The sequence below is a fragment of the Streptomyces sp. NBC_00582 genome, from assembly GCF_036345155.1.
In the GTDB taxonomy this organism is placed as follows: Bacteria; Actinomycetota; Actinomycetes; order Streptomycetales; family Streptomycetaceae; genus Streptomyces.
Genome location: NZ_CP107772.1, coordinates 3,616,490 through 3,635,651 on the forward strand (window position 1 = coordinate 3,616,490; position 19,162 = coordinate 3,635,651).

General features: G+C 70.8%; 18 protein-coding genes. 4 read left to right on the top strand and 14 right to left on the bottom strand.

Annotation, left to right across the window (positions count from 1 at the left end):
* Positions 1 to 85 precede the first annotated feature (85 nt).
* Positions 86 to 1,570 (bottom strand): transcriptional repressor NsdA, encoded by a 1,485-nt coding sequence (gene nsdA / locus OG852_RS15710; RefSeq protein ID WP_133915846.1) that lies wholly within the window; start codon positions 1,568 to 1,570, stop codon positions 86 to 88.
* Between the two features lie 447 nt (positions 1,571 to 2,017).
* Between nsdA and OG852_RS15715 the strand changes: the two genes are divergently transcribed.
* Positions 2,018 to 2,674: a bifunctional DNA primase/polymerase gene (locus tag OG852_RS15715; protein WP_133915845.1), complete on the top strand. Its 657-nt coding sequence runs from the start codon at positions 2,018 to 2,020 to the stop codon at positions 2,672 to 2,674.
* A 131-nt stretch (positions 2,675 to 2,805) separates the two neighbouring features.
* On the opposite strand, the gene ftsY is transcribed toward OG852_RS15715, so the two are convergent.
* The gene (gene ftsY / locus OG852_RS15720; protein ID WP_133915844.1) at positions 2,806 to 4,011 is read right to left on the bottom strand and encodes a signal recognition particle-docking protein FtsY; all 1,206 of its coding nucleotides are present in this window, start codon (positions 4,009 to 4,011) and stop codon (positions 2,806 to 2,808) included.
* Between the two features lie 297 nt (positions 4,012 to 4,308).
* Here ftsY and OG852_RS15725 point away from each other — a divergent pair, with 297 nt between their 5' ends.
* Positions 4,309 to 5,280, top strand: a complete 972-nt coding sequence (locus tag OG852_RS15725) for an LLM class flavin-dependent oxidoreductase (protein ID WP_133915843.1) — start codon at positions 4,309 to 4,311, stop codon at positions 5,278 to 5,280.
* Positions 5,281 to 5,412: 132 nt separating this feature from the next.
* On the opposite strand, the gene OG852_RS15730 is transcribed toward OG852_RS15725, so the two are convergent.
* The 4 genes from OG852_RS15730 to OG852_RS15745 form a co-directional block, all read right to left on the bottom strand.
* Complete coding sequence (locus OG852_RS15730) at positions 5,413 to 6,831, bottom strand: sugar porter family MFS transporter (RefSeq protein ID WP_133915842.1); 1,419 nt, start codon at positions 6,829 to 6,831, stop codon at positions 5,413 to 5,415.
* A gap of 164 nt (positions 6,832 to 6,995) precedes the next feature.
* Positions 6,996 to 10,580, bottom strand: a complete 3,585-nt coding sequence (gene smc / locus OG852_RS15735; protein ID WP_330348290.1) for a chromosome segregation protein SMC — start codon at positions 10,578 to 10,580, stop codon at positions 6,996 to 6,998.
* A gap of 264 nt (positions 10,581 to 10,844) precedes the next feature.
* A complete protein-coding gene (locus OG852_RS15740; RefSeq protein WP_030793895.1) occupies positions 10,845 to 11,048 on the bottom strand; it encodes a hypothetical protein in 204 nt (67 codons plus the stop codon).
* A 378-nt stretch (positions 11,049 to 11,426) separates the two neighbouring features.
* Positions 11,427 to 11,708: an acylphosphatase gene (locus OG852_RS15745; RefSeq protein ID WP_133915839.1), complete on the bottom strand. Its 282-nt coding sequence runs from the start codon at positions 11,706 to 11,708 to the stop codon at positions 11,427 to 11,429.
* A 166-nt stretch (positions 11,709 to 11,874) separates the two neighbouring features.
* Here OG852_RS15745 and OG852_RS15750 point away from each other — a divergent pair, with 166 nt between their 5' ends.
* On the top strand, positions 11,875 to 12,984 hold the full coding sequence (locus tag OG852_RS15750) for a CAP domain-containing protein (protein WP_330348291.1): 1,110 nt from the start codon (positions 11,875 to 11,877) through the stop codon (positions 12,982 to 12,984).
* A gap of 24 nt (positions 12,985 to 13,008) precedes the next feature.
* Here the strand turns inward: OG852_RS15750 and OG852_RS15755 are convergent, their stop codons facing one another.
* Positions 13,009 to 13,596: a flavodoxin family protein gene (locus OG852_RS15755; RefSeq protein WP_133915837.1), complete on the bottom strand. Its 588-nt coding sequence runs from the start codon at positions 13,594 to 13,596 to the stop codon at positions 13,009 to 13,011.
* A gap of 105 nt (positions 13,597 to 13,701) precedes the next feature.
* Between OG852_RS15755 and OG852_RS15760 the strand changes: the two genes are divergently transcribed.
* Positions 13,702 to 14,103 (top strand): winged helix-turn-helix transcriptional regulator, encoded by a 402-nt coding sequence (locus OG852_RS15760; RefSeq protein ID WP_133915836.1) that lies wholly within the window; start codon positions 13,702 to 13,704, stop codon positions 14,101 to 14,103.
* Here the strand turns inward: OG852_RS15760 and mutM are convergent.
* The 7 genes from mutM to rsmD all read right to left on the bottom strand — a co-directional run bounded on the left by mutM (position 14,076) and on the right by rsmD (position 19,049).
* On the bottom strand, positions 14,076 to 14,936 hold the full coding sequence (gene mutM, locus OG852_RS15765; protein WP_330348292.1) for a bifunctional DNA-formamidopyrimidine glycosylase/DNA-(apurinic or apyrimidinic site) lyase: 861 nt from the start codon (positions 14,934 to 14,936) through the stop codon (positions 14,076 to 14,078). The genes OG852_RS15760 and mutM overlap by 28 nt on opposite strands.
* Before the next feature lie 70 nt (positions 14,937 to 15,006).
* The gene (gene rnc, locus OG852_RS15770) at positions 15,007 to 15,852 is read right to left on the bottom strand and encodes a ribonuclease III (protein WP_208117283.1); all 846 of its coding nucleotides are present in this window, start codon (positions 15,850 to 15,852) and stop codon (positions 15,007 to 15,009) included.
* A gap of 7 nt (positions 15,853 to 15,859) precedes the next feature.
* Positions 15,860 to 16,033: a 50S ribosomal protein L32 gene (gene rpmF, locus OG852_RS15775; protein WP_003951102.1), complete on the bottom strand. Its 174-nt coding sequence runs from the start codon at positions 16,031 to 16,033 to the stop codon at positions 15,860 to 15,862.
* Between the two features lie 2 nt (positions 16,034 to 16,035).
* A complete protein-coding gene (locus OG852_RS15780; protein ID WP_133915898.1) occupies positions 16,036 to 16,686 on the bottom strand; it encodes a YceD family protein in 651 nt (216 codons plus the stop codon).
* A gap of 131 nt (positions 16,687 to 16,817) precedes the next feature.
* Positions 16,818 to 17,900, bottom strand: a complete 1,083-nt coding sequence (locus OG852_RS15785) for an ATP synthase F0 subunit B (protein WP_330348293.1) — start codon at positions 17,898 to 17,900, stop codon at positions 16,818 to 16,820.
* 58 nt (positions 17,901 to 17,958) lie between these two features.
* The gene (gene coaD, locus OG852_RS15790; protein ID WP_133915897.1) at positions 17,959 to 18,438 is read right to left on the bottom strand and encodes a pantetheine-phosphate adenylyltransferase; all 480 of its coding nucleotides are present in this window, start codon (positions 18,436 to 18,438) and stop codon (positions 17,959 to 17,961) included.
* A gap of 26 nt (positions 18,439 to 18,464) precedes the next feature.
* Positions 18,465 to 19,049, bottom strand: coding sequence for a 16S rRNA (guanine(966)-N(2))-methyltransferase RsmD (gene rsmD / locus OG852_RS15795; RefSeq protein ID WP_133915832.1), 585 nt, complete (start codon positions 19,047 to 19,049; stop codon positions 18,465 to 18,467).
* Positions 19,050 to 19,162: the final 113 nt, after the last annotated feature.

The following is a 19,162-nucleotide window of genomic DNA, read 5'->3' on the forward strand; positions in this document are numbered from 1 at the left end:
CCTGGCATGGGGGAGCCGAGTCGGGCACTTCGGGAGGGCCGGCCGCGGCCGGGGTTCTTGGGTTGTGCGGGGTGGAGCGGGGGGGTCAGACGGCCTCGGCGGTCTCCGGCAGCTCCATGGCGAGCCGCTCGGTGAGGTCGACGACCTCGGAGAGGTCCCCGAAGTCGCGGACGGCGCTGTCGACGGTCTTTCGAATACGAGTGTTCACGCGCTCGGAGCGGACCTTCTTGGCCTCGTACATGGCCTGCGCGGCCAGGGTGGCGCTCTGGCCGGGCTCCTTGCGCAGCAGATGGACGGTGGCCATGCCGATGAGGTTCAGCACGTACGAACGCTTGTGGTCGGGGTCGTCCGCGAACAGCCGGACGGCCTTCTCCATCAGGGGCTCGGCGAGGGAGGCGTAGGCGGGGCTGCGGCCGGCGACATAGGCGAGGTCGCGGAAGGAGTGGCTGTTCTCGCCGTACAGCTCGGCCTCGGAGAAGAAGCGGATCCAGTCGGGGTCCGGCTCGTCCCAGTCGTCGGCGTCGGCGAAGGTGTCCTCGGCCATCCGCACGGCCCGTTTGCAGCGCCCCGGCTGGCCCATGTTGGCGTAGGCGCGGGCCTCCATCGCATACAGCATGGACTGGGTGCGCGGGCTCGCGCAGTCGCGGCTGCCGTACTGCGCGAGGTGGATCAGCTCCAGCGCGTCCTCGGGCCGTCCGAGGTGGATCATCTGGCGGCTCATGCTGGACAGCACGTACGAGCCGAGCGGCCGGTCGCCGGCCTCCTTGGCGGCGTGCAGGGCGAGGACGAAGTACTTCTGGGCGGTCGGCTGGAGCCCCACGTCGTAGCTCATCCAGCCGGCGAGTTCGGCCAGCTCGGCGGCGACCTTGAACAGCTTGCGGGAGGTGGTCTCGGGCTGGGGTTCCTGGAGGAGGTCGGTCACCTCGTGGAGCTGGCCGACGACGGCCTTGCGGCGCAGTCCGCCGCCGCACTGGGCGTCCCACTGCCGGAACATCACGGTGGTGGACTCCAGCAGGTCCAGCTCGGGCCTGGAGAGCCGGCCGCGGGCCCGGCTGGTGGGGACGGAGTCCGGTTCGGTGAGCGGGGCGGGCGGGGTGGGGACGAGCCAGCGCTGCATCGGCTCGATGAGGGACGGGCCCGCGGACAGCGCCAGCGACGTTCCGAGGAAGCCGCGCCGCGCCAGCATCAGGTCGCTGCGCGAGAACTCGCTGAGCAGGGCCACCGCCTGCGGACCCGTCCAGGGGAGGTCGACACCGGTCGCGGAGGGCGCCTGGCGTGTGGCGCGCAGACCGAGGTCCTCGACCGAGACGACACAGCCGAACCGCTCGGAGAACAGCTCGGACAGGATCCTGGGGATGGGCTCGCGGGGGTTCTCGCCGTCCAGCCAGCGGCGCACGCGTGAGGTGTCCGTGGAGATGTGGTTGGCGCCCAACTGACGTGCACGACGGTTGACTTGACGGGCCAGCTCACCCTTCGACCAGCCGCTGCGCACGAACCAGGAGGTGAGCAGCTCGTTCGGGCGCTTGTCCGCATGCGAAGCGTTACTCCCGCTTCCGTCGTTGCCGCTCACTGGAACGCCCCCATCCCTGAGACCACTTGTCACTGAGTGCGCCAAGCCCTATCAGAATGCCGGTAAATACGGCCCCTCGTCCGGCAGTTGTCACCCTTCGAACGGAAAGTCGACTTGCCTCCGGCATACCCACAAACGCATGTGCCTCCAGGATCCGCACACTCAAAGTAATCCTACGATCACGGACGCGGCCACGAGGATCCCGGAAACGCCACCATTCGCCACCCCTTCGAATGAACTCCCGATGGCTCGTCCGCGATTCACTTGACACAGGACGCGTGGGGGTGGGCGGAGCGAAGCACTCAGGGGCGCGTGTCGTCGACCACACCACCCCGCGTGCTTCCGGACGCCGCCTGGAACGGGCGGTCGCCGGGCAGCGAAAGCACACAGAGTTACTACATGGGACCGTTACGTAACCACCGGCGCGGCACACCCGTTGGAGGGGGCATGGGCTTCACGATCGGCGGCATCCGCGAGATCCGTTCCGGCGCGCGCAGGCGCGGTCGCTCGTCCGAGTGCACCGCCGTCGCCGAGTTCACGGGACTGTGGGGCTGGGACGTCCTGCCGGGCGCCCGGGCCGCGGCCGGCGTCTGTTCCTGCGGCCGCCCCGACTGCCGCGAGCCCGGTGCCCATCCGCTGGAGTTCGCCGCGCGGGTCCCGGCCGGCGCCACCCTCGACGATGTGACACGGGCCTGGGCGGAGTTCCCGGGCGCCGCGGTGATGCTGCCGGTCGGGCGCGCGTTCGACGTGATCGAGGTGGCCGAGCCCGCCGGGCGCCGCGCCCTGGTCAGGCTCGAGCGCATGGGCCTCCCCCTCGGTCCGGTCACCGCCACCCCCGAGGGCCGCACCCAGTTCTTCGTCGCCCCCGGCGCCGCCGCCGAGCTGACCGGCCTCCTCTACCGCATGGGCTGGGACGACCCGGCCGCCCTCGATCTGCGCGGCCTCGGCCCCGGTACGTACATCACGGCCCCGCCCTCCGACCGCGGGGGCCTCGGCCCGGTCCACTGGCTGCGCCCCCCGGCCCTGGACTCGGCGACCCGGCCGCCGGAGGCCCGGCTGCTGCTCGGGACCCTGGCGTACGTGGCGCACCGCTCCCGCGCATAGCCGCGGGCCACGGCCGTACACAGCGAAGCGCCCGCTCCCACTGCACCTGGGGGCGGGCGCTTCTCGCTGGTCCCGGACCTGGTCCCGATTGCGGGATCACGGGGCTTGCGGGGCTCTTCGCTCAGAGCGGGTCACTCTCCGATGAGGGCGTCAACGAACGCCTCCGGCTCGAAGGGCGCCAGGTCGTCCGCGCCCTCGCCGAGGCCGACGAGCTTGACCGGGACGCCCAGCTCGCGCTGGACCGCGACGACGATGCCGCCCTTGGCGGTGCCGTCGAGCTTGGTCAGCACGATGCCGGTGATGTCGACGACCTCGGCGAAGACCCGGGCCTGGACCAGCCCGTTCTGCCCGGTGGTGGCGTCGAGGACGAGCAGCACCTCGTCCAGCGGGGCGTGCTTCTCGACGACGCGCTTGACCTTGCCGAGCTCGTCCATGAGCCCGGTCTTGGTGTGCAGCCGCCCGGCGGTGTCGATGAGCACCACGTCGACGCCCATCTCCTTGCCCTCCTTCACCGCGTCGAAGGCGACGGAGGCGGGGTCGCCCGCCTCGGGCCCGCGCACGGTGTGGGCGCCGACCCGCTCGCCCCAGGTCTGGAGCTGGTCGGCGGCGGCGGCGCGGAAGGTGTCGGCGGCGCCGAGGACGACCGTGCGGCCGTCGGCGACGAGCACCCGGGCGAGCTTGCCGGTGGTGGTGGTCTTGCCGGTGCCGTTGACGCCGACGACCATCACGATGCCGGGCTTGCGGTCCTCGGGCTCGGTCCTGACCGTGCGGTCGGCCTCCGTGCCGACCAGCGTGAGCAGTTCCTCGCGCAGCAGGCCGCGCAGCTCCTCGGGGGTCCGGGTGCCGAGCACCCTCACCCGCTCGCGCAGCCGGTCGACCAGTTCCTGGGTGGGCTGGACGCCGACGTCGGCGGTGAGCAGGGTGTCCTCGATCTCCTCCCAGGTGTCGTCGTCGAGGTGCTCACGCGAGAGCAGTGTGAGCAGCCCCTGGCCGAGGGCGCTCTGGGAGCGGGACAGACGGGCGCGCAGGCGTACGAGACGCCCCGCGGTGGGCTCCGGGATCTCGATCTGCGGAGCCTCGACGACGGGTGGTTCCTCGACGACGACTCCGGTCGGGCCGCCGTCGGGAAGATCCACCTCCTCGATCGTGCGGCGCGGTTCGTCGCGCGGCGTCTCGGCCTCGTCGCCGACGTGCGGCTCGGCCGGAGGCGCGGTGATGTCGGGCGCTGCGGGGGGCGGCGGGGGCAGCGGCTTCCTGCGCCGGCTGCCGACGACGAGCCCGCCGAGCACCGCGAGCACGACCACGGCGATGACTACAGCAAGGATGACGGTTTCCATAACAGGCCCAGTATGCGTGACCTCCGTCGCGATCAGTCGCTCACCGATCAGGGCCGTACAGCCCTCGGGCCGGGCCGGCCAGCCGTCTGGCCGAACGCCGACGGGAAACCCATAAGGCTGGAGTCACAACCCGTCCACTATCCGACGACGGGTGGGGTCCGCATGAGCGCACCCAGGGCGTGTCACGGTCCGTACCGTGGGCCGCGACACCTCCTCGCCAAGCTGCAGGATGACACCCCTGGCCACCTGACCCTCCGTCAGCTAACGTCCCCCCACATCTGCCGAAGGGGGTACCCGATGCCCGTCACCGTCGTCCGTTTCAACCTCGTCGCGCCCGGCGCCTCCCCCGCCGCGCTGGGCGCCCGCTACCGGGCCGCGCTGGAGATGGCCGCGTACGCCGACGAGCACGGGGTGACCACCGTGCAGACGGAGGAGCACCACGGCGTCGAGAACAACTGGCTGCCGTCGCCGTTCGTCTTCGCGGGGGCGGTCCTCGGGGCCACCCGGCGGCTGGCGGTCACGGTGTCGGCGGTGATCGGCCCGCTGCACGATCCGCTGCGGCTCGCCGAGGACATCGCGGTCCTGGACCTGCTCTCCGGCGGCCGGCTGCTCACGGTCGCCGGGATCGGCTACCGGCGCGAGGAGTACGACCGGGCCGGCGTCGACTGGACACGGCGCGGCCGGCTGCAGGACGAGCTGCTGGAGACCGTACTGAAGGCGTGGACCGGCGAGGAGTTCGTCCACCGGGGCCGCACGGTACGGGTCACCCCGCGCCCGGCGAGCGATCCGCACCCGCTGCTGCTGGTCGGCGGCTCCTCGAAGGCCGCCGCGCGCCGGGCCGCCCGGCTCGGGCTGCCGTTCTTCCCGAGCGCGCATCTGCCGGAGCTGGAGACGTACTACAAGGAGCGGCTCGTGGAGTACGGGACGCAGGGCTGGACGATGATGCCGGGCGCCGAGACGCCGCTGCTCCACATCGCCGAGGACCCCGACCGCGCCTGGGCCGAGTACGGCGGCCACTTCCTCCACGAGGCCCGCACCTACGCCTCGTGGCAGTCCGGTGAGATCCACTCGGCGGTGCGCTCGGGCGCCGGGACGGTGGAGGAGCTGCGCGCGGAGGGCGTGTACCGGATCCTCACCCCCGACGAGTGCGTGGCCCAGGGGCTCGACAACCTCGTGCTGCATCCGCTGGCTGGCGGGATGCCGGTGGAGGAGGGCTGGCGGAGTCTGCGGCTGTTCGCGGAGCGGGTGATTCCGGCACTGAAGGACTGACCGCGTCCGGTGCCCCGCGGGGAAGGCCGCCGCCCCCGGTCCGGGGTGACCGGAACGGGGGCGGCGGGCGGTTCGGGGAGAGGGGCGGCGGGGTGTGAGCCCCTCTCCCCGGGCTGTGCGGAGGGCGGGCGGTCAGCCCATCTCCTCCAGGGCCTTGCCCTTGGTCTCCTTGACGTACTTGAGGACGAAGGGGACGGAGAGGGCGGCGAAGGCCGTGTAGACGACGTAGGTGACGGAGAGGTTCCAGTCGGCGAGGGACGGGAAGCTCGCGGTGATGGCCCAGTTCGCGATCCACTGCGCGGAGGCGGCCACGCCCAGGGCGGCGGCGCGGATCCTGTTGGGGAACATCTCGCCGAGCATGACCCAGACGACCACGCCCCACGACAGGGCGAAGAAGAGGACGAAGACATGCGCGGCGATCAGGGCGGTCCAGCCCTGCGCGGCCGGGAGCCTGCCGTCGACGAGGTCGTGGGAGAAGGCCCAGGCCTCCAGGGCGAGACCGATCACCATGCCGACCGAGCCGATGACGGCGAGGGGGCGGCGGCCGACGCGGTCCACGAAGATCATCGCGATGACGGTGCCGACGATGTTGATGATCGAGGTGGTGAAGGAGTAGAAGAACGACTCCGTCGGGTCGACGCCGACCGACTGCCACAGCGTCGAGGAGTAGTAGAACGCGACGTTGATGCCGACGAACTGCTGGAAGACCGACAGGCCGATGCCGATCCAGACGATCGGCTTGAAGAAGAAGCCGCCGCCGAGCAGGTCCTTGAAGGTGGACCGGTGCTCGCTGTTCATGGCGTGCTCGATCTCGGCGACCCGGGCGTCCAGGTCGGCGCGCTCGCCCTCGACCTCGGCGAGGATCTCCCGGGCCCGCTCCCGCTTGCCGGCGGAGATCAGGAAGCGCGGGGACTCGGGGATGGCGAAGGAGAGCATGCCGTAGAGGACGGCCGGGACGACCATCACGCCGAGCATGACCTGCCAGGCCTCCAGGCCCATCAGCCGCCCGCGCTGGTCGCCGCCGGAGGCGTTCAGCAGACCCCAGTTGACCAGCTGCGAGACGGCGATGCCGATGACGATGGCGGCCTGCTGGAAGGAACCGAGCCGGCCGCGGTAGGCGGGCGGGGCGACCTCGGCGATGTAGGCGGGGCCGATGACGGAGGCCATGCCGATGGCGAAGCCGCCGACGACCCGCCACAGGGCGAAGTCCCACAGCGAGAAGGGCAGGGCCGAGCCGACGGCGCTGACCGTGAAGAGCGCGGCGGCGATCTGCATGACCCGGATCCGGCCGATGCGGTCGGCGATCCGGCCGGCGGTCGCGGCGCCGATGGCACAGCCGATCAGGGCGATCGCGATGACCTGCGCGAGGGCGGCGGATCCGATGTCGTAGCGGTCCCGGATGGCCTCGACGGCACCGTTGATCACGGAACTGTCGTACCCGAAGAGGAATCCGCCCATCGCCGCTGCCGCCGCGATGAAGATGACATGCCCGAGATGATCGGGGTGAGCCGTCGCGGCTCCTGACCTCTGTGCCTGCGCTGTGCTCGTCACGTTCAACTCCTAAGGCCATCGGCAACGCTGCCTGAAGGCAAGAACAACGTTGCAGACCTTATGCCTTCAATTTTCGAAATCACCAGGCGAGGTGGTGTGAGAAAACAGGCACGGATGAGGAGAGTGCGTTAAAGGAATGAAGACACGAAAGCGGGGTAGCCGGACTAGCGCAGCCGCTGGCTGATCACCTTCGACACACCGTCGCCCTGCATGGACACCCCGTACAGCGCGTCGGCGACCTCCATGGTGCGCTTCTGGTGGGTGATCACGATGAGCTGCGAGGACTCCTGGAGCTCCTGCATGATGCGGATCAGCCGCTGCAGGTTGGTGTCGTCGAGGGCCGCCTCCACCTCGTCCATGACGTAGAACGGGCTGGGCCGGGCCTTGAAGATCGACACCAGCATGGCGACGGCCGTCAGCGACCGCTCACCGCCGGACAGCAGGCTGAGCCGCTTGACCTTCTTTCCCGGCGGCCGGGCCTCCACGTCCACGCCCGTGGTGAGCATGTTGTCGGGATCGGTCAGGATCAGCCGCCCCTCCCCGCCCGGGAAGAGCCGGCTGAAGACCCCCTCGAACTCCCGGGCGGTGTCCCGGTAGGCCTCCGTGAAGACCTGCTCGACCCGCTCGTCGACCTCCTTCACCACCTGAAGCAGATCGGCCCGGGTCTTCTTCAGGTCCTCGAGCTGCTCGCTGAGGAACTTGTGACGCTCCTCCAGCGCGGCGAACTCCTCCAGCGCCAGCGGGTTGACCTTGCCGAGCTGCTGGTACGCCCGCTCGGCCGCCTTCAGCCGCCTCTCCTGCTCGGCCCGCCGGAACGGCACCGGCTGGTTGCGGGGATGCTCCGGGTCCTCGGGCAGCACCTCGCCCTCGGCGGGCGGCGACGGCGGTACGAGCTGATGGGGCCCGTACTCGGAGACGAGCCCCTCGGGCTCCACGCCCAGCTCCTCCAGCGCCTTGGTCTCCAACTGCTCGATCCGCATCCGCTTCTCGGCGCCGAGCACCTCACCGCGGTGGACCGAGTCGGTCAGCTTGTCCAGCTCGGCCTTGAGGTCGCGCCCGGCGGTGCGGGCGGCGGCCAGCTCCTGCTCACGGCGCGCCTTGGCGGCCTCGGCGGCGGTGCGCTCGGCGTCCGCGCGGCCCAGGGACACCTCGACATGGGCGAGGAGCTGACGCGCGCCGGAGGCGACGGCCTCGGCGACGGCGGCCTCGTGGCGCAGCCGGGCCCGGCGCTGTTCGGCACGCGCGCGTGCCTCGCGTTCCGCGCGGGCCGCCCGGTCGAGCGAGTCGGCCCGGCCGGCGAGCCCCTTCACCCGCTCCTCGTGCGTACGGACCTGGAGCCGCGCCTCCATCTCGGTCTGCCGTGCGTTGGCCCCGTCGGCGGCGAGCCGGTCGCGCACCGAGGTGTCCGGCTCCTCCTCGACGGGCATCTCCTCGGCCACGGCCAGCCGTTCCGCGAGCTCCTCGGCCTCCTCCAGCGCGCGGTCGAGGGCGTCCTGCGCGCGGGCGGCCGCCGCCGTGGACCGCTCGGCCTCGCCCGCCGCGCCCCGCGCCTGCCCGGCCAGCCGGCCGAGCTGCTGGGCCACGGACGACTTCTCCCGGTCGGCGGCCCGGCGCCGCTCCCCCAGTTCCTCCACGTCCGCGGCGCACCGCTTGCGGTGTGCGCCGGCCTCTTGCTGGGCCTCGCTGAGTTCCGCGCAGCGTACGGCCAGCTCGGCGAGGTGTGCGGCCGCCTCGTCGACGGAGGCCTGGACCTCCAGGAGGCTGGGGGCGCCGGCGGAACCGCCGTGCGCGAAGTGGGCGCCCAGCAGGTCGCCTTCGGCGGTGACCGCGGTCAGGTGGGGGTGGGTGCGGACGAGGTGTTCGGCGTCCTCCAGGGTGTCGACCACGACGATGTCGTGGAGGAGGCGGCGTACGGCGGGGATCAGGTCGGAGGGGGCGCGGACGAAATCGGCTGCGTGATGCCGTTGGGCGTCTGCGGGTGCGTCGGGGCTGGTCGCGCCGTTCCCCGCACCCCTTTGCGGCACCTCCGGCGCCCCGGCCAGCAGCAGCGACGCCCGTCCGGCGTCCTGCTTGCGCAGCATCCGGATCGCGTCGGCTGCGGCCGACGGGGACGCGACGGCCAGAGCGTCCGCCGCCGCCCCGAACGCCGCCGCCAAGGCCACTTCATACCCCGGCGTCACCGTCAGCAGCTCGGCCGCCGGGCCCAGCAGGCCGGTGAGGCGGTCCCTCGCGCCGAGGAGGGCACCCGTGCCGTCCTTCCGCCTCAGTCCCAGCGCCAACGTCTCATGGCGGGCCCGGGTCGCCGCGCGTTCGCGTTCCGCCGCGGTGGCGGCCTCGCGGGCGGCGGTGAGGGCGGCCTCGGCCTCGGCGAGCCGGTGTTTGGCCGCGTCGTGCCGCTCGGCGAGTTCCGTGTCGTGCGCGTCGAGGCCGTCGACCTCGGCCTTGAGGGTCTCGTACTCCTCCTGCGCCGCGAACGCCCGCTCCTGGGCCTCGTCGCGTGCCGCCGCCAGCCGGTCGATCTCGGCCTGGGCGGAGGCGGCGCGGGAACGGGCGGCGTTGACCTGGCCGTTCAGCCGGGCGAGGCCCTCGCGGCGGTCGGCGATGGCGCGGGCGACGTCCTTCAGGCGTCGTTCCTCGACGGCGAGTTCGCGCTCCAGGTCGGCGCGGTGGGCGACGGTGTCGTCGAGGGCGTGCTGGGCCGCTTCGAGGGCGGCCTCCAGCTCGGCCTCCTGTTCCCGGATGCGGGCGGCCTCGCGCTCCATGTCCTCGGGGTCACGGCCGCGCCGCTCCTCGGGGGGCGCGGAGGTGGCGCTCTTCACGCGCGCGTCGGCGAGGGAGACGGTGCCGCGGACGCGTTCGGCGAGCTGGGAGAGCTCGTACCAGGTCTGCTGGGCGCGCTGGAGGCGCGGGGTGAGCCGACGGACCTCGTCCTCCAGGAGGCCCTCGCGCTGGAGCGCCTTGCGCAGTTCCTGCTCGGCGGTCTCCTTGCGCTCCTTGAGCGCGGCCTCGTCGGCCACCTCGGCCCGGAGCGCCTGCCGCATCCGTACGAGATCGTCGGCGAGCAGGCGGAGCCGGGCGTCCCGGAGATCCGCCTGGATCACGGCGGCCCGGCGGGCGACGGCCGCCTGGCGGCCGAGGGGTTTGAGCTGGCGGCGCAGTTCGTCGGTGAGGTCCTGCACGCGCGCGAGGTTGGCCTGCATCGCGTCGAGCTTGCGGAGGGCCTTCTCCTTGCGCTTGCGGTGTTTGAGGACGCCCGCCGCCTCCTCGATGAAGGCGCGGCGGCCCATCGGGTCGGCGTGCAGGACGGAGTCGAGCTGGCCCTGGCCGACGATGACGTGCATCTCGCGGCCGATGCCGGAGTCGGAGAGAAGGTCCTGGATGTCGAGGAGCCGGCAGGTGTCGCCGTTGATCTGGTACTCGCTGCCGCCGTTGCGGAACATGATCCGCGTGATGGTGACCTCGGCGTACTCGATGGGCAGGGCGCCGTCGGAGTTGTCGATGGTCAGGGACACCTCGGCGCGGCCCAGGGGCGGGCGGCCGGTGGTGCCGGCGAAGATGACGTCCTCCATCTTGCCGCCGCGCAGCGACTTGGCACCCTGTTCGCCCATCACCCAGCTCAGGGCGTCGACGACGTTGGACTTGCCCGAGCCGTTGGGCCCGACGACACACGTGATCCCCGGTTCGAACCGGAGTGTGGTCGCCGAGGCGAACGACTTGAACCCTCGGAGGGTCAGGGCCTTGAGGTGCACGGCGCTGGACTCTACCTTCCGGGGGTGTCTCACTCCATGAACGCCCGGCAACCCGCGGTTTCACCCATGAACGCGCAGGGCACACCACACGTTAAGAAGACTGAGGGGGCGGGTGCCGGACGGACGGGGACGTGCACGAAACGCGCGGGGGAAAGAAAGAAGGGACGCCGAGGCGTCCCTTGCAACTTCTGACAACTTAGCGGTCCGACGCGATGGAACGAGTCGCCCAACCGCTGCGTGTGCTGTTGTGGAGCGGTGCAGCGATCAGGTGAGCGCAGGCTCCGCCTGGTGTGCGTCGATGCTCTCCATGAACCTGTCGTGAGAAGCGGCAGCCGTCAGAGCGTCGTTCTCGGCCTGGATTCGTCCGAGCTCGGATTCCAGGTCCTGGACGCGCTGCTGGAGCCGTCGCATCTCGGCGAGGAGTCGCGGGTCGGAGCCGCCGACGTAACCGAGAAGCGCCTTTGCCATGATGGATGGTCCTCCACACTGAGTGACCGACCGAAGCGGTGTGGGTCGTGAGGGATTCGCACCCGCGGTCTTGGCTAGATCTTGTTCGTGTTGCCGTTCATCCATGCCAAACAGCTAGGTGCGCGGGGTGCTTTCAGCGTCTCACCAAAAAGTTTGACGGTCAACACGATCACGCCCCGTATTGGGGGGCAACCCACCGGCGCGCGGCCGAAACGGCGGCGCTGCGACGGACGTGGGGCCCTCGGGACGTGGCGATCATCCTTGCGTGCGGAGCATGCCATCGCAAGCGATTCTTGGCAACCACCTGCTCATTTCCGTCGAGGGCACATGTCGCTGGCACGTCCCTCCGCTTCTCGGCGGCTGTCCGGGGCGGGGTGGTCAGCGGATCGCGAAGCCGTCGTAGCCGCCGCGCGGTGTGTCCCATATCTCGGTGACTCCGTCCACGCGCCCGGGCGTGTCGTCACCCATGAGCCAGTCCAGCAGGCCCTCGCAGCCCTCTTTGGCCCCTTCGGCGACCACCTGGACACGTCCGTCGGCCAGATTGAGAGCAAAGCCACTCAGTCCGCCGATCTCCAGCGCCTTCGCCCGGGTGAACCAGCGGAATCCCACGCCCTGGACGTGTCCGCGCACCCAGGCGACCAGCCGTACATCCTCGCTCATGGGTGCAACCTAACCGGGCAATGCCCCTCGGGGCACTTCCTCCCCTGGCGCCATGCGGTACCGTCCCCACCCAATGATTCTCATATGAAACTCACTCGATCGGGTGAGATGGGTACGCCCAAGATCGTATGAGACGGGTTGACCGATGGACGAGGAAGGCAAGGGCATGGGACGCCACCGACGCTCCGCCGCCGGCCGCGCCGCCACGGGCCGCGCCACGGGGGTCACGGAGACGCACGGCTCGTACACGGACGGCTATGACCCGCAGTACTCGTACGCGGACGGCCCGGACACCCTCGGCATCGCGCCGTACCTGAACCCCGAGGCGTACGCCGACACCGTCGCGAGAAGCCAGGAGTACCTGTACTCGACCGAGGACGGGCACGACACCGCGTTCGGGTCCGGCGGCTTCACGCCCGACGGCTCCGGCGGGCGGGGCGGCACGGGCCGTCGCCGCCGCAGGAAGAAGGCCGGGGCCCCGGTCAAGGCGGGGCTGCTCGGCGTCTCCGCGGCGGTCGCCCTCGGCACGGTCGCGGTGGCCACGGGTGTGGTGCCCGGTCTGGAGAGCTACCGGCTCGGCGGCGGGACCGGCCCCGGCGACAACGTGCAGGCCGCCGACACCCCGAGCAACTCCACCTCCGAGCAGGGCGGCGCCTCGGGCACCGCCGAGACCGGCCGCGCCGGGACCTCGACGAGCCGTGACGCGGGCCGCTCCGCCTCGGCGTCGACCTCGCCCACCGCGTCGGCCTCGAAGTCCTCCGCCTCGGCCTCGCCGAGCAAGACGGCCGAGAAGAAGCCCGAGGTCACGCCGTCGGAGGAGCCGGCGACCACCGCCTCCCCGTCGAAGAAGACCACCAAGGCGCCCCAGAAGTCCGAGTCCCCGGTGACGGTCTCCGCCGAGGCGCAGGCCGCGGCCGAGGTGCTCGAGCTCGTCAACGAGGAGCGGTCCAAGGTCGGCTGCAGCCCCCTCTCCGCCAACAGCGCGCTGGCGGACCTGGCCGAGAGCTTCAGCGACGACATGGCCGCCCGGGACTTCTTCGACCACACCGACCCCGACGGGAAGACCCCGTGGGACCGGGCAGCGAAGGCCGGGATATCCAGCCTCGGCGGCGAGAACATAGCCCGGGGCCAGGCCGACGCGGCCGCCGTCATGGAGGCCTGGATGAACAGCCCCGGCCACAAGGCGAACATACTGAACTGCGACTTCAAGACGCTGGGCGTCGGCGTCCACTTCGGGTCCGGCGGCCCCTGGTGGACCCAGGACTTCGGGTACTAGCCCTTCACGGACACGCAGAAACGATCATGCAGCCTGGGCGCGACCGGCCAGGAAGACCTTCGCGGTCTCGGTGACCCGCCGGCCCAGGTGCTCCGCCGTCGCCACGTCGGCCTTGTGGACGGCCTCCGGGCCCTCGTCGACATTGGTCTGCGCGGCCGCGCCGAGGAACACACCGAGGCGGTTGAGGTCGTGCTCGGAGGCGCTGCTGCTGTTCCAGCCGGGCAGCAGACCGAGGCTGACCCAGTGCATGCCGAGCTGCGCGGCGAGGATCTGGAAGAACTGCAGGGTGTGCAGCTTGTCGCCGCTCTTGGAGCCGGAGTTGGTGAAGCCTGCGGCGAGCTTGTCCTTCCAGGCCTGGGTGGCCCAGCGCGCCGAGGTGGCCTCGGCGAAGCCGTGGAAGGCGCTGGACGCGGTACCCATGTAGGTCGGCGAGCCGAACACGATCGCGTCCGAGCCGTCGAGCAGCGTCCACTGCTCCTCGGTGATCTCGTCGACCTTGATCAGATGCACCTCGGCACCCGCCGCGACGGCGCCGGCGCGGACCGCTTCGGCGAGGACGACGGTGTGGCCGTAGCCGGAGTGGTAGGCGACGGAAACCACGGGCTTGGACATGGGAACTCCTCGAAAGGGCAGCTCGGGAACGGTGACCACAGGAAAGCACTAACTCCTGGTTAGTGCAACCTGTTGGTTAGCGCTGCTTTCGCGTAGGCTGGTGACATGAACAGCACCCAGGAGCGCGCGGAGGACGCGGACCTCCCGTACAACGTGTTCGCCAAGGCCTGTCCCTCGCGCGGCACGCTGGAGCACGTCACGGGCCGCTGGGGCGGTCTGACGCTCGGGGCGCTGCACGAGGGATCGCTGCGCTTCAACGAGCTGCGCCGGCGGGTCGACGGAGTGAGCGAGAAGATGCTGTCCCAGACGCTGCACGCGCTGGAGCGCGACGGACTGGTGCGCCGCGACGCCCAGCCGACCAACCCGCCGCGCGTCGACTACGAACTGACCCCGCTCGGCCATGAGGTCGCCGAGCGGCTGCTGGCCCTCATCCACTGCGTGGAGGGCCGGATGGACGACGTCCTGGCGTCCCGCGAGCGCTACGACACCACGCGCGGCACCCTCTGACACCTCGGGCAGAAGTAGCTCGACCGGTTCATCCACGGGCGCCGGCGCATCGGTGTGCCGCACCGCTTGCAGGGCAGCCCCTCACGCCCGTACGCGTCCAGGGAGCGGTCGAAGTAGCCCGACTCGCCGTTGACGTTGACGTACAGGCTGTCGAAGCTGGTGCCGCCGACGGCGAGCGCCGCGTTCATCACGTCCCGGACGTGTCCGAGGAGTTCCAGGGTGCGGGGCCGGGTGAAGCCGGTCGTGGGGCGGTCGTAGTGCAGACGGGAGCGCCACAGGGCCTCGTCCGCGTAGATGTTGCCGACGCCGCTGATCAGTGACTGGTCGAGCAGGGCCCGCTTGATCGTGGTCCGTCTGCGGCGCAGGGCCTGGTGGAAGGCCTCGTCGTCGAACAGCGGATCGAGGGGGTCACGGGCGATGTGTCCGATGACGTCGGGCAGCCCGTCGGGGGTCGTGTCGTGCAGCGAGAGGCCGCCGAAGGTGCGCTGGTCGACGAAACGGAGCTCGGTGTCCACCTCGTCGGCGAAACGCACCCGGATGCGCAGATGCCTCTCGTCCTGCGCCGCGTGCGGCTGCACCAGCAGCTGGCCGCTCATCCCGAGGTGGGCGAGGATCGCCTGCCCGGTGTCCTCCAGCGGCAGCCAGAGGTACTTGCCGCGGCGGCTGGGGGTGCCGATGCGATGGCCCTTGAGCCGGTGCGCGAAGTCGTCGGCTCCGGCGAGATGACGGCGTACGGCACGCGGGTGCAGCACCTCGGCGTCGGCGACCGTGCGATGGGCGACCCATCGCTCCAGACCGCGCCGGACGACCTCGACCTCGGGCAACTCGGGCATGGGATCCCCCAGAGGTACGGCGCCCGCCCCTCGGTCGTCGAGGGACGGGCGCCGTACTGTCGTGTTCCGATCAGGCGGAGGCAGACTCGGGGTCCGCGTCGGCCTCGGCTGCCGCGACGGCCTGGGCCGCCTTCGCCGCCTTGGCGCGCTCGTCCGCCGCGGCCCGGATGGACCGCCAGGCGGACTCGGCGGCCTGTTGCTCCGCCTCCTTCTTGCTGCGGCCGGTGCCGGTGCCGTACGAGACGCCTCCGACGCGGGCGGCAGCAGTGAAGGTCTTCTCGTGGTCGGGGCCGGTCTCCGTGACCAGGTACTCGGGCACGCCGAGCCCTTCGGTCGCGGTGAGCTCCTGGAGGGATGTCTTCCAGTCCAGGCCGGCACCGAGGTTCGAGGACTTCTCGATCAGCGGGTCGAACAGGCGGTGCACCAGTTCGGAGGCCGCGTCGAGGCCCTGGTCGAGATAGACCGCGCCGATCACCGCTTCGAGGGTGTCGGCGAGGATGGACGCCTTGTCCCGGCCGCCCGTGCCCTCTTCACCCCGGCCGAGCCGGATGAAGGAGCCCAGGTCGAGGCCGCGACCGACCTCCGCCAGCGCACGTGAGTTGACCACCGCGGCCCGCAGCTTGGCCAGTTGGCCCTCGGGCAGGTCGGGGTGGGTGCGGTACAGCGTGTCCGTGACGACGAGGCCGAGCACGGAGTCCCCGAGGAACTCCAGCCGCTCGTTCGTCGGCAGACCGCCGTTCTCGTACGCGTAGGAGCGGTGGGTCAGCGCACGCACCAGAAGGGCGGACTCGAGCCGGTAGCCGAGCCGCCCTTCCAGAAGCGTGTGGGACGAGGCCGTGTTGTCCGCCTTTTTCCTGGCGGTGGAATCCGCTGTGGCGTCTTCCGCCTTCTTGGGGCTAGACACGGTGCCTCTCACCAGCCGCTCAGACCTCGAGGACCTGGCGCTTGTTGTAGGTGCCGCAAGACGGGCACGCGATGTGCTGCTGCTTGGGCTCGTGGCAGCGCTCGCACGCAACCAGGGTGGGGACCGCAGCCTTCCACTGCGACCGGCGGTGGCGCGTGTTGCTGCGCGACATCTTCCGCTTCGGAACAGCCACGGCTACTTCTCCTGCTTCTCGTCGACGCCCGCTTCCGCGTCAGCGCCGCTCATCTCGTCCTTCTCGCCGTCTTCGAGTGAACCGGCGAGTCCCTGCAGTGCCGCCCAACGGATGTCGACGGCGTCGTGATGGTGGTCCGGGTCGTCCGCCAGCCGGGCTCCGCACTCGGAGCACAGACCGGGACAGTCGTCCTGGCACACCGGCTGCATCGGCAGTGCGAGCACCACCGCATCGCGCAGCACGGGTTCGAGGTCGAACAGGCCGTCCTCGATGAAGAGCCTGTCCTCGTCTTCCTCGGCGTCGTCGGCCGGCTCCGCCTTGGGGCGGCCCCGGTCGTCGGCGTCAGGGTACGAGAACATCTCCTGGAAGTCCGCTTCGAGATCAAGCCCGAGCGGCTCCAGACACCTTACGCACTCCCCCTCGGCCCGTGCATGGGCGGTGCCTGTGACGAGCACCCCTTCCATGACCGACTCGAGGCGGAGTTCGAGCTCCACCGGGGCGCCTTCCGGCACTCCGATGACTCCCTGGATCCCCAGATCCTTGGGGGCGTCGATCTCACGGGTCAGGCGCTGCAGCGCGCCAGGACGCCGACCCAGCTCGTGTGTGTCGAACACGAGGGGGTTGCGGTGGTCGAGGCGAGCGTTGGGGGCCATTCCTGCTTTCGATCTTCCGAACTCTGAGGGCCGCTGCCCTTCGGTGTTCCGGGCAGCGGAGATCGCGGACGTACTCGCGACCGAAGAGCCAGGATACTGGAGCATTCGCTCACAGCCCAATCCGGGTGGGTCTAGAGGCCGCGGCCCTGTTCATAGGCGCGCAACTGCTCCGGAGTGATCATGCCCGTGTCGAAGAGGCTGGTCTCGTCGAGGGCGTAGGACTGGTGGGCCTGTGGGGGCTGCTGAGCCTGCTGGGCCTGCTGGGGCTGCTGGGGCTGCTGGTGCGGGTCGTAGGCCGTCTGCCGGCCGTCGTAGCCCTGGTAGGACGCCACGGCGTAGGGGTCGGCCTGCTGGTAGCCGTACTGGTCCTGCTGCGCGTACGTCTGGTCGTAGCCGTACCCGTCCTGCTGCGGGTAGCCGTAGGCGACCGGCTGTTCCCCGTACGACGGCTGCGGCACCCCCTGCCCCACGGCGGCCGGCGTCGCGCTGTCCTGCTCGGCGAGGGCCGCGAGGTCGGCGAGGTAGTCGGCGTCGGAGGAGTGCTGGAAGGTCGTGGTGTCGTCGGCGAGGGCGCCGAGGTCGTCGGTGGCGATGCGGCCGTGCAGCTTCTGCCGGCCCTTGCCGACGGCCTCCAGGGTCTTGGTGAGCACGGCCTCGAAGGCGCCCAGCTTGGTGTCGACGTAGGCGTCGGCGTCGCGGCGCAGGGTCTCGGGGTCGTGGCTGCGCTCGGGGGCGTCCTCGTCCTCGTAGCCCTGCTCGTCCAGGCCGGGACCGGTGCCGAGGAGCTTCTCGCGGCCCCGGCCGACCGAGCCGATGGTCTTGGTGAGGACGACCTCGAAGTTGGCGAGCTTGGAGTCGACGTAGTCGTCGGCCTCGGCGCGGATGTCCTCGGCCTCCTTGCGGGCCTCGGCGAGGATGCGGTCGGCCTCGTTCTGGGAGCGGCGGGCGATCTCGGTGCCGGAGATCAGCGAGCCGCGCTCGGCGTGCGCGGTGGAGATGATCCGGTCGGCCTCCTGGCGGGCCTGCTCGACCATCTGGTCACGGTCGCCGATCAGCTCCTGGGCCTGCGCGAGCGAGTCGGGCAGGGCCGCGCGCACCTCTTCCAGCAGGGCGAGCAGCTCGGCGCGGTTGACCACGCAGGAGGCCGACATGGGCATGGACCGGGCGCTGGAGACCGCCGTGACGATCTCGTCGAGCTTCTTCTGCACGTCCACCGGTTGCTCGCCACTCTCTACAGCTGTGTTGGAGACGGACGGGACGACTGTAGCCCCATCAGTCCTTGCGCAGGCGCTCGTTGAGGGCCTCCAGGACGATCGGCGGGACCAGGTGGGAGACGTCTCCGCCCCAGGTCGCCACCTCCTTGACCAGGGAGGAGGACAGGAAGCTGTAGGTGGGGTTGGTCGGTACGAACAGCGTCTCGACCCCGGACAGTCCGTTGTTCATCTGGGCCATCTGCAGCTCGTAGTCGAAGTCGCTGACCGCGCGCAGGCCCTTGACGATCGCGGGGATCTCGCGCTGCTTGCAGAAGTCGACCAGGAGGCCGTGGAAGGCCTCGACCCGTACGTTGCCGTACTCGGCGGTGACCTGACGGATGAGGTCGAGTCGCTCGTCGACCTCGAACAGGCCCTTCTTCGACTTGTTGATCATGACCGCGACATAGACCTCGTCGTACAGACGGGAGGCGCGGGAAATGATGTCGAGGTGTCCGTTGGTGATCGGGTCGAACGACCCGGGACAGACGGCGCGGCGCACTTGTGATCCCTCGCTCTCCGGTCCGGTCATCGTGCGTCTTCGCACGTAGAGGCGGCGCGACCGTACCAAAACGTTCCCTCGCCGTAGCGACGGGCCCGGAGCGCTTCGAAGCCGTCCGGCCAGTTGAACTCCCCGCCTCTGGTGCTGCGCTCCACGGTGACGAGCGCCTCGGGCCTGAGCCAGCCCCCAGAGCGGAGTGTGAGGAGAATCTCGCGAAGATCGTCGTCCGTGACGGCGTAGGGGGGGTCCAGGAAGACGAGGTCGTACGACTCGGTGGGCGCCGTCTGGATCACCTGGTGGGCCTTGCCGGCTCTCACCTCGGCGCCGGGCAGGGCGAGGTTCCTGACGTTCTCGCGGATGACGCGGGCGGCGCGGGCGTCGGCCTCCACCAGGAGGGTGTGGCTCGCGCCCCGGGAGAGCGCCTCCAGTCCCACGGCTCCTGAGCCGGCGTAGAGGTCGAGGACTCGTTCGCCGTCGAGGGGGCCGCCGAGAAGGGACTGCCAGGTGGAGAAGAGGCCTTCTCGGGCGCGGTCCGACGTGGGGCGGGTGCCGGTCCCCGGCGGGACGGCGAGGCGGCGTCCGCCGGCTCTGCCGGCGATCACGCGGGTCATCTTTGGTCCTTGGTCGAGGGTGGTTTCGGATTCAGTCTGGCAGCAGGTCCGTCGTGGTCGCTCGCGCACGCGCGGCGGTGGCCGCATATTCGACACGGCCCCGCCCCTGACCG

Bases quoted from the DNA above. Each gene is read 5' to 3' on its own strand.
- OG852_RS15780 (WP_133915898.1), bottom strand. From the start codon at position 16,686: ATGGCCCCCAACGCTCGCCTCGACCACCGCAACCCCCTCGTGTTCGAC.
- ftsY (WP_133915844.1), bottom strand. From the start codon at position 4,011: ATGGAAACCGTCATCCTTGCTGTAGTCATCGCCGTGGTCGTGCTCGCG.
- mutM (WP_330348292.1), bottom strand. From the start codon at position 14,936: ATGCCCGAGTTGCCCGAGGTCGAGGTCGTCCGGCGCGGTCTGGAGCGA.
- OG852_RS15750 (WP_330348291.1), top strand. From the start codon at position 11,875: ATGGGACGCCACCGACGCTCCGCCGCCGGCCGCGCCGCCACGGGCCGC.
- OG852_RS15715 (WP_133915845.1), top strand. From the start codon at position 2,018: ATGGGCTTCACGATCGGCGGCATCCGCGAGATCCGTTCCGGCGCGCGC.
- rsmD (WP_133915832.1), bottom strand. From the start codon at position 19,049: ATGACCCGCGTGATCGCCGGCAGAGCCGGCGGACGCCGCCTCGCCGTC.
- OG852_RS15740 (WP_030793895.1), bottom strand. From the start codon at position 11,048: ATGGCAAAGGCGCTTCTCGGTTACGTCGGCGGCTCCGACCCGCGACTC.
- OG852_RS15760 (WP_133915836.1), top strand. From the start codon at position 13,702: ATGAACAGCACCCAGGAGCGCGCGGAGGACGCGGACCTCCCGTACAAC.
- OG852_RS15745 (WP_133915839.1), bottom strand. From the start codon at position 11,708: ATGAGCGAGGATGTACGGCTGGTCGCCTGGGTGCGCGGACACGTCCAG.
- OG852_RS15725 (WP_133915843.1), top strand. From the start codon at position 4,309: ATGCCCGTCACCGTCGTCCGTTTCAACCTCGTCGCGCCCGGCGCCTCC.
- OG852_RS15755 (WP_133915837.1), bottom strand. From the start codon at position 13,596: ATGTCCAAGCCCGTGGTTTCCGTCGCCTACCACTCCGGCTACGGCCAC.